This is a genomic window from Streptomyces sp. NPDC048636, from assembly GCF_040650655.1.
In the GTDB taxonomy this organism is placed as follows: Bacteria; Actinomycetota; Actinomycetes; order Streptomycetales; family Streptomycetaceae; genus Streptomyces.
In genome coordinates, this window is record NZ_JBEZHR010000003.1 from 629,634 (window position 1) to 636,667 (window position 7,034).

7 protein-coding genes are annotated in these 7,034 nt (G+C 72.9%); 5 read left to right on the top strand and 2 right to left on the bottom strand.

Annotated features, from left to right (window positions below):
• Positions 1-71 precede the first annotated feature (71 nt).
• On the bottom strand, positions 72-497 hold the full coding sequence (locus AB0C66_RS13280) for a BlaI/MecI/CopY family transcriptional regulator (RefSeq protein WP_362436604.1): 426 nt from the start codon (positions 495-497) through the stop codon (positions 72-74).
• A gap of 233 nt (positions 498-730) precedes the next feature.
• Between AB0C66_RS13280 and AB0C66_RS13285 the strand changes: the two genes are divergently transcribed.
• Genes AB0C66_RS13285 through AB0C66_RS13295 form a run of 3 tightly spaced genes read left to right on the top strand, consistent with a single transcriptional unit; the run spans position 731 to position 3,658 of the window.
• Positions 731-1,003: a ferredoxin gene (locus AB0C66_RS13285; protein WP_362436606.1), complete on the top strand. Its 273-nt coding sequence runs from the start codon at positions 731-733 to the stop codon at positions 1,001-1,003.
• Positions 993-2,387 (top strand): FAD-dependent oxidoreductase, encoded by a 1,395-nt coding sequence (locus AB0C66_RS13290; protein ID WP_362436608.1) that lies wholly within the window; start codon positions 993-995, stop codon positions 2,385-2,387. Before AB0C66_RS13285 ends, AB0C66_RS13290 begins: the two co-directional genes overlap by 11 nt.
• A 29-nt stretch (positions 2,388-2,416) precedes the next feature.
• Positions 2,417-3,658: a cytochrome P450 gene (locus AB0C66_RS13295; protein WP_362436610.1), complete on the top strand. Its 1,242-nt coding sequence runs from the start codon at positions 2,417-2,419 to the stop codon at positions 3,656-3,658.
• 233 nt (positions 3,659-3,891) lie between these two features.
• On the opposite strand, the gene AB0C66_RS13300 is transcribed toward AB0C66_RS13295, so the two are convergent.
• Positions 3,892-5,391, bottom strand: coding sequence for an SDR family oxidoreductase (locus tag AB0C66_RS13300; RefSeq protein ID WP_362436612.1), 1,500 nt, complete (start codon positions 5,389-5,391; stop codon positions 3,892-3,894).
• A gap of 398 nt (positions 5,392-5,789) precedes the next feature.
• On the opposite strand from AB0C66_RS13300, the gene AB0C66_RS13305 reads away from it, so the two are divergent.
• Both AB0C66_RS13305 and AB0C66_RS13310 read left to right on the top strand, forming a co-directional pair.
• The gene (locus AB0C66_RS13305; RefSeq protein WP_003986294.1) at positions 5,790-6,086 is read left to right on the top strand and encodes a type II toxin-antitoxin system VapB family antitoxin; all 297 of its coding nucleotides are present in this window, start codon (positions 5,790-5,792) and stop codon (positions 6,084-6,086) included.
• 138 nt (positions 6,087-6,224) lie between these two features.
• Entirely contained in the window at positions 6,225-6,854 is a 630-nt protein-coding gene (locus AB0C66_RS13310; protein ID WP_362436689.1) for a LytR C-terminal domain-containing protein, read from the top strand.
• The last annotated feature ends 180 nt before the right edge of the window (positions 6,855-7,034 follow it).

Genomic DNA, 7,034 nt, shown 5'->3' on the forward strand with positions numbered 1-7,034 from the left:
GCGCCGCCGCGAGCCGGGCGGCGGGCAGGGCCAGCGGCGGCTGCGGCGGGAGGGCGAAGAGCGCGCAGCGCTCAGCCCTCCCCCGGCTCCTCCAACGGCTCGGCGGCAGCGTTCAGCAGACCGCGCAGCAGCCGCTCGTCGTCATCGCTCAGCCCCGTCACAAAGCTGGCGAGCACCGCCCCCCGGTCGTCCTGACCGTCCAGCACCCGCCGCATCCGCAGCGCCGCGAGCCCCGCCTCGTCCGCGGCGGCCCGCCAGACGAAGGACCGGCCCGCGCGTTCACGCGTCACGGCCTGCTTGGCGTACAGCCGGGACAGAATGGTCATCACCGTGGTGTAGGCGAGACCGCCTGCCAGCCGCTCCCGCACCCAGGCGGCGGTCACCGGGCCGGGCGCCCCGCGCAGCGCCCGTAGCACCTGCGCCTCCAGCTCGCCCTGGCCGCGTCGACGGGGGCGCCGGGGCCGGCCGGGCCCACCGGTCCGGTCCTGGTCCGTCACACCGTCTCCTTCCCGCCACACCACCCGTTGCCCCGCCGGACGGCGCTACATCGTACAGAGCGCCCTCACGCCCCGCCGGGCCCGTGCCCACCCCTTTGGCCCGGCTGTACGCGCGGGCCCCCGCACGGTCGCCCATGCTGGGCCGGAGGGGGACGTCCCGCTGCCGGGACCGCCCGCCGAGGTGACGCGGGACGGCACCGGTGGCCCGAGCAGTTCTGAAGGGCAGGGCCCGGATGAGGATTGTCGTCGATCTCAACCGCTGTCAGGGATACGCGCAGTGTGCCTTCCTCGCCCCCGACGTGTTCACCATGCATGGCGACGAGGCGCTGCTCTACAACCCGTACGCCGACGACACCCAGCGGGAGAACGTGGCGCGCGCGGTGGCCGCCTGCCCGGTGCAGGCCATCCTGGCCGAGGGCCTGGACGCGGACGGGGCGAACGGGCCGGACGGGGCGGCCGGGTCGGCCGGGATCTCCGCACGGGCGGAGGCGACCGGTGTCCGGTAACGGGTCGCTGGAGGCGCTGCGGCGCTCGGGCCGGATCGTGATCGTCGGCGCCTCGCTGGCCGGGCTGCGGGCCGCGGAGACCCTGCGCCAGGAGGGGTTCACCGGCTCCCTCACACTGATCGGCGACGAGCCCCACGAACCGTACGACCGGCCGCCGCTGTCCAAGCAGGTGCTGCTCGGCAAGGCCAGCCCGGAGCACACCGCACTGCCCCGCCGCCGCGCGCTGGACGCCGAGTGGCGCCTTGGAGTGGCCGCCACCGGCCTCGACATGACGGCCCGCCGGGTGCGGCTCGCCGACGGCGACGAGGTGCCCTACGACCGGCTGATGATCACCACTGGGGTGCGCGCCCGCCCCTGGCCGCATCCGCTGGAGGCCGAGCTCGACGGCGTCTTCGTACTCCGCACCCGCCAGGACTCCCTCGCGCTCAACCGGCGGCTGACGGCGATGCCGCGCCGGGTGCTGGTGATCGGCGCGGGGTTCACCGGTTCCGAGATCGCCTCCGCCTGCCGTGAGCTGGGGCTCGAGGTGACGGTGGCCGAACGCGGCCCGGCGCCGCTGGTGGGCGCGCTCGGCGGGGTGGTCGCCCAGGTCGCCGCCGATCTCCAGCGCGCCCACGGGGTGGATCTGCGCTGCGGGGTGATGGTCACCGGTCTGGAGGGCGACTCGGCCGGGCGGCTGCGCCGCGCCCATCTGTCCGACGGCACCGTCCTGGACGTGGACGTGGCGGTGGTCTCGCTCGGCGCCACCCGCAACACCGAGTGGCTGGCCGGGTCCGGCCTCGGCGCCGGGCCCCGGGGCATCGCCTGCGACGCGGGCTGCCGCGCCTTCGACATCCGGGGCATCGTCACCGACGACATCTTCGTGGCCGGGGACGTGGCCCGGTCCCCGCATCCGCTCTTCAACTACCAGTTCCTGTCCCTGGAGCACTGGGGCAACGCGGTCGCCCAGGCCGAGACCGCCGCCCACAACATGATCAACGCCAGCGCCGACCGACGGCCGCATATGTGGGTCCCGGCCTTCTGGTCCTCGCAGTTCGGGGTGAGCATCAAGTCGGTCGGGGTGCCGTCCCTCGGCGAGGAGGTCCTGATCGCGCAGGGTTCGCTCGCCGAGCACCGCTTCACCGGTGTCTACGGCTACCAGGGCCGGGTCATCGCCGCCGTCACCTTCGACCAGACCAAATGGCTGGAGCACTACCAGCGGCTGATCGAGACCGCGGCCCCCTTCCCGCCGCCGGGGACCACCGTGGACCGCCGTGCCGAAGGGCTCCGCCCGGTCCCCGCCGACTTCCCCGACCCCTCGCTGCCCACCCACGGGCCGACCGTCACGCTCAGCGGCTACTCGCCCACCGACCGACGGATCACCTTCACTCCCGCGCGGGCCTGACCGAGCCCGATGATCGAAGGACCTCAGCCATGACAGAAGGCTCGCTGCTGCGGAAGATCACCGACTACGCCAACCGCGCCGACCCGTACCCCGTCTACGCCGAGCTGCGCAAGACGCCCGTGCTGCACGACGAGGAGGGCCCCTACATCGTCAGCACCTACTGGGAGATCCACGGGCTGCTGCACGATCCACGGCTCAGCTCCGACGCGCGCAACCTGAACGTGCGGGCCACCGAGAGCCTCGCCGACGAGGAGGACACCGGGCTGCCGCCCGCCTTCCTGCGGCTCGACCCGCCCGAGCACGACCGGCTGCGGCGGCTGGCGATGACCCCCTTCGGCCCGCCGCACACCCCGCGCCGGATCCACGCCATGCGCGGTGAACTCTCCCGCATCATCGGCGAACTGGTCGACGGCTTCGGGGACCGCGACCGGATCGACCTGGTCGACCACTTCTCGTACCCCTTCCCGGTCACCGTGATCTGCCGGCTGCTGGGCGTACCGCGCGAGGACGAGTCGCGCTTCCACCACTGGGCCGAGACCCTCGCGGCCAGCCTGGACCCCGACCCGGGCGAGGACGCCGCCGAACGCCGTCGGGTCACCCAGCAGGCGCGCACCGAACTCGGGCTGTACCTCGCCGAGCTGATCGAGGAGCGCCGCCGCGCCCCCGGCGACGACATGCTCTCCGCCCTGGCCGCCGAACACGGCCCCGAGGGGCAGATGACCCAGGCCGAGCTGCTGAGCACCGCGGCACTGCTGCTGGTCGCGGGCCACGAGACCACCGTCAACCTGATCACCAACGGCATGCTGACGCTGCTGCGCAACCCCGACGTCCTGGCGCAGCTGCGGGACCATCCCCATCTGGCCGTTCCGCTGGTGGAGGAGTTGCTGCGGTTCGAACCCCCGGTGCAGCTGCTGCCCCAGCGCACCCCGCTCGCGGATATCGACATCGCGGGCGTCACCATCCCCAAGGGCGCGTCGGTCTGGCTCGTCCTGGCCTCCGGCAACCGCGACCCGCAGCGCTTCATGGAGCCGGACCGGTTCGATCCGCGGCGCAAGGACAACCAGCACCTCGGCTTCGGCAGCGGAATCCACAGCTGCTTCGGCGCCCCGCTGGCCCGTCTCGAGGCACAGCTCGCGCTGACCGAGCTGGCCCGGCGGCTCGAGAACCCCCGGCTGCTCGAGGACCCCCCGGAGTACCGGCGCAACGCGGTGCTGCGGGGCCCCCGCCACCTGCCCATCAGCTTCGACGGCCTCCGCAAGCGGGACGACTGACGGACCGTGAGCGGGGCGACGCGACCGGCGGCGCCTCGTCCACGGACGGGGCACACGCCGGACACCCGCGAACCCGCCGCAGGCGGGCCCCCCGGCGGCGGGCACGACACCAGGCGACCGACGGCGCCCGGCAACACGCGCGGCACACGCCGGGCGCAGGTGGCCGCGGCGCACGGCCACCGAGGTACGCCCCCGCCGGGGCGAGGGCGCCCCACCCCGCCCCGCCGGTCAGGTCACCGCACCGGCGGGGCCGACGCGTCCGCGTCCGCCTCCGCCTCCGCCTTGGCGGCGATGTTCCGGGCCATCCCGCTGAAGACCAGACCGTGCCAGGGCGAGACGCCCCACCAGTACAGATGCCCGGCCAGCCCGCGCGGGTGGAACACCGCGCGCTGCCGGTAGACCGTCCCGCCCGCCGGATCCCGGTCCACCCGCATCTCCAGCCAGGCCAGCCCCGGCAGCCGCATCTCGGCCCGCAGCCGCAGCAGCCGCGGCGGCCGGACCTCCTCCACCCGCCAGAAGTCGAGGCTGTCCCCGACCCTCAGCCGGGCCGCGTCCCGGCGGCCCCGGCGCAGCCCGACGCCGCCCACCAGCGTGTCGATCCAGCCGCGCAGGGCCCAGGCCACCGGCAGTGAGTACCAGCCGTTCACACCCCCGATGCCCTCCACCACGCGCCATACGGCCTGCGGGGTGGCGGCCACCGAACGCTCACGGTCGTCGGTGTAGAGGCTGCCGCCCGCCCAGTCCGGGTCGGTCGGCAGCGGATCGCTGGGCACGCCCGGGGTGGCGGCGGAGGACCAGCGGGTGGCCACGTCCGCGTCACGGATCCGGCGCAGTGCCAGCTCCAGCGCCCGGTCCAGTCCGACCGGACCGCCCGGCGGATCGGGTACGTACCGTGCGATGTCCCGCTCGGTGCACACCACTTCATGTTTCAGCGACTCCACCAGGGGGCGTGCGATGGCGCCCGGCACGGGTGTGACCAGGCCGACCCACAGGCTGGACAGACCGGGCGAGAGCACCGGCACCGGCAGGATCAGCCGTCTGGGCAGCCCGGCGACGGCCGCGTACCGCACCATCATGTCGCGGTAGGTGAGCACGTCCGGACCGCCGATGTCGAAGGTGCGGTGCACCTCGTCCGGCAGCGTCGCGCACCCCACGAGCAGCCGCAGCACATCGCGGACGGCGATCGGCTGGGTGCGGGTGCGCACCCAGCTCGGCGTCACCATCAGCGGCAGCCGTTCGGAGAGATAGCGCAGCATCTCGAACGAGGCCGAGCCGGAGCCGATGATCACCCCGGCGCGCAGTACGGCGGTGGGCACCCCGGAGTCGAGCAGCACCCGCCCCACCTCGGCGCGGGAGCGCAGATGCGGGGAGAGGACGCGCTCGGGCACCCCGGCCGGGGTCAGCCCGCCGAGGTAGACGATCCGCCGGACCCCCGCGGCGCGGGCCCGTTCGCCGAAGGTCCGGGCCGCCCGGCGATCGGTCTCCTCGAAACCGGGGCCGGTGCCGAGCGCGTGCACCAGGTAGTAGGCGACGTCCACGCCCTCCATGGCCGCGTCAAGGGAGGGCGCGTCGGTCACATCACCGCGGACGATCTCCACCCGTGGCGTCCAGGGGTGATCGCGCAGCTTCCCGGGCGAACGGGCGAGACAGCGCACCTCATGGCCCACGGCGAGCAGCTCGGGCACCAGCCGTCCGCCGATGTAGCCGGTGGCTCCGGTGACCAGACAGCGCATGCGGCCATGCTCGAACGCGTCAAAGCCCGGCGCAAGCGGACACGGTGGGCGCGTCCGGGCCGGGCAGGACAAAACCTACGAGGTGGGCTCCCTTCGGCGGCATTGTCCGTATCAGGTAGTGGAGGTCGCCTTCCGGTCTCCCCGACCTTCCGGCCTCTCAGCCAGACCATCTCGAAGACGTTCCGGAGAACCAAGGTCCTCTGTCCTGAACGTCTCTCCGGTCAAGCTCCCTCGCTCGCCCCGCAGGCTGTTATTTACGTTACTCCTGGCCCCCCTGACTGCCTAGTCCCTTTTGAAGATATTTTCTACCGTTTCCTCCCTCGGCACGGATCGCGCCGCCCCCCGGCACTCCGGCACCTTGGCTGCGCCGGGAGCCGCTTGCCCGGTAGGCTTTCCGTGTGATCTTCAAGCGCATCGGAAACGGTCGGCCCTACCCCGACCACGGACGGGAAAGCACCCGCCAGTGGGCGGATGTCGCCCCACGCCCGGTACGCCTCGACCAACTGGTCACGACGAAGCAGCAGCTCGACCTGGAGACGCTGCTCGCGGAGGACTCGACCTTCTACGGCGACCTCTTCGCCCATGTCGTGAAGTGGCAGGGCGACCTCTATCTGGAGGACGGGCTGCACCGCGCCGTCCGCGCCGCCCTCCAGCAGCGCCAGGTCCTGCACGCACGCGTCCTCGAGCTGGGCTGACCGTGTCCCTCGCGGCCTCCCGCGGCGTCCCGTGTTGGCCCTTTCGGGTTGGCCTGAGCACTAACCATTGATCATTTAGTAGGCATCGCCACCGGGCCGCACTACGCTGCGCACATGAGCATGCTGACCCCACCCGGGATGGGCGGTAAGTACCGCATCACGGGCGACCGCTACCCGCGTATGAGGCGACCGCGCGGCCGTCGGCGGCTGGTGTTCGCCGGACTTGGCTCGGTAGTGGTACTCAGCCTGGTCGGCTGGGGAACGCTCCAGCTCATCGATGTCTTCTCGGGCGGTGACGACACCACCGTGCGCACCGCCAAGGGCACCGCGGACTGCAAGCTCGACCAGCGCCACGACGAGAACCCGCGGACCGGCCGTACCGCCTCCTCGCTGCCGAAGCCCGCCGACATCACCGTCAACGTCTACAACGCGACCCCGCGCTCCGGCCTCGCCAAGGACACCGCGGACGAGCTCAAGAAGCGCGGCTTCAAGATCGGCAAGGTGGGCAACGCCCCGTCCGAGTACGACAAGAAGGTCAAGGCCCCGGGGATGCTGCTCGGCGCCCCGGGCGCCACCAAGGGCGCGTTCAACGTGCTCGGCACCCAGCTCACCGGGACCACGACCAAGAACGACGCGCGCAAGGGCAAGGACGTCGACCTGATCCTCGGCGCGGGTTTCAAGGACCTGGTGAAGCAGAAGGACGCCGACAAGGCCCTGACCGCACTGGCCAAGCCCACACCGGGGCCCTCGGGTTCCCCCTGCCGCTGACAGCGGCCTGCCGCTGACGGCGGGACGGCGCCGGCCGCCCCCACCGCTCCCTCTCTCCGGCTCTCCGGCTCTCCGGGCGGTCGCCCTAGAGCCTGTCCGGCGGATCATGTGACCGTTTCGGGTCCGGCTCGTTGCCACGGACATGGGGCGGGGGGATCTGTCGGACTCGGAATGGGCGCG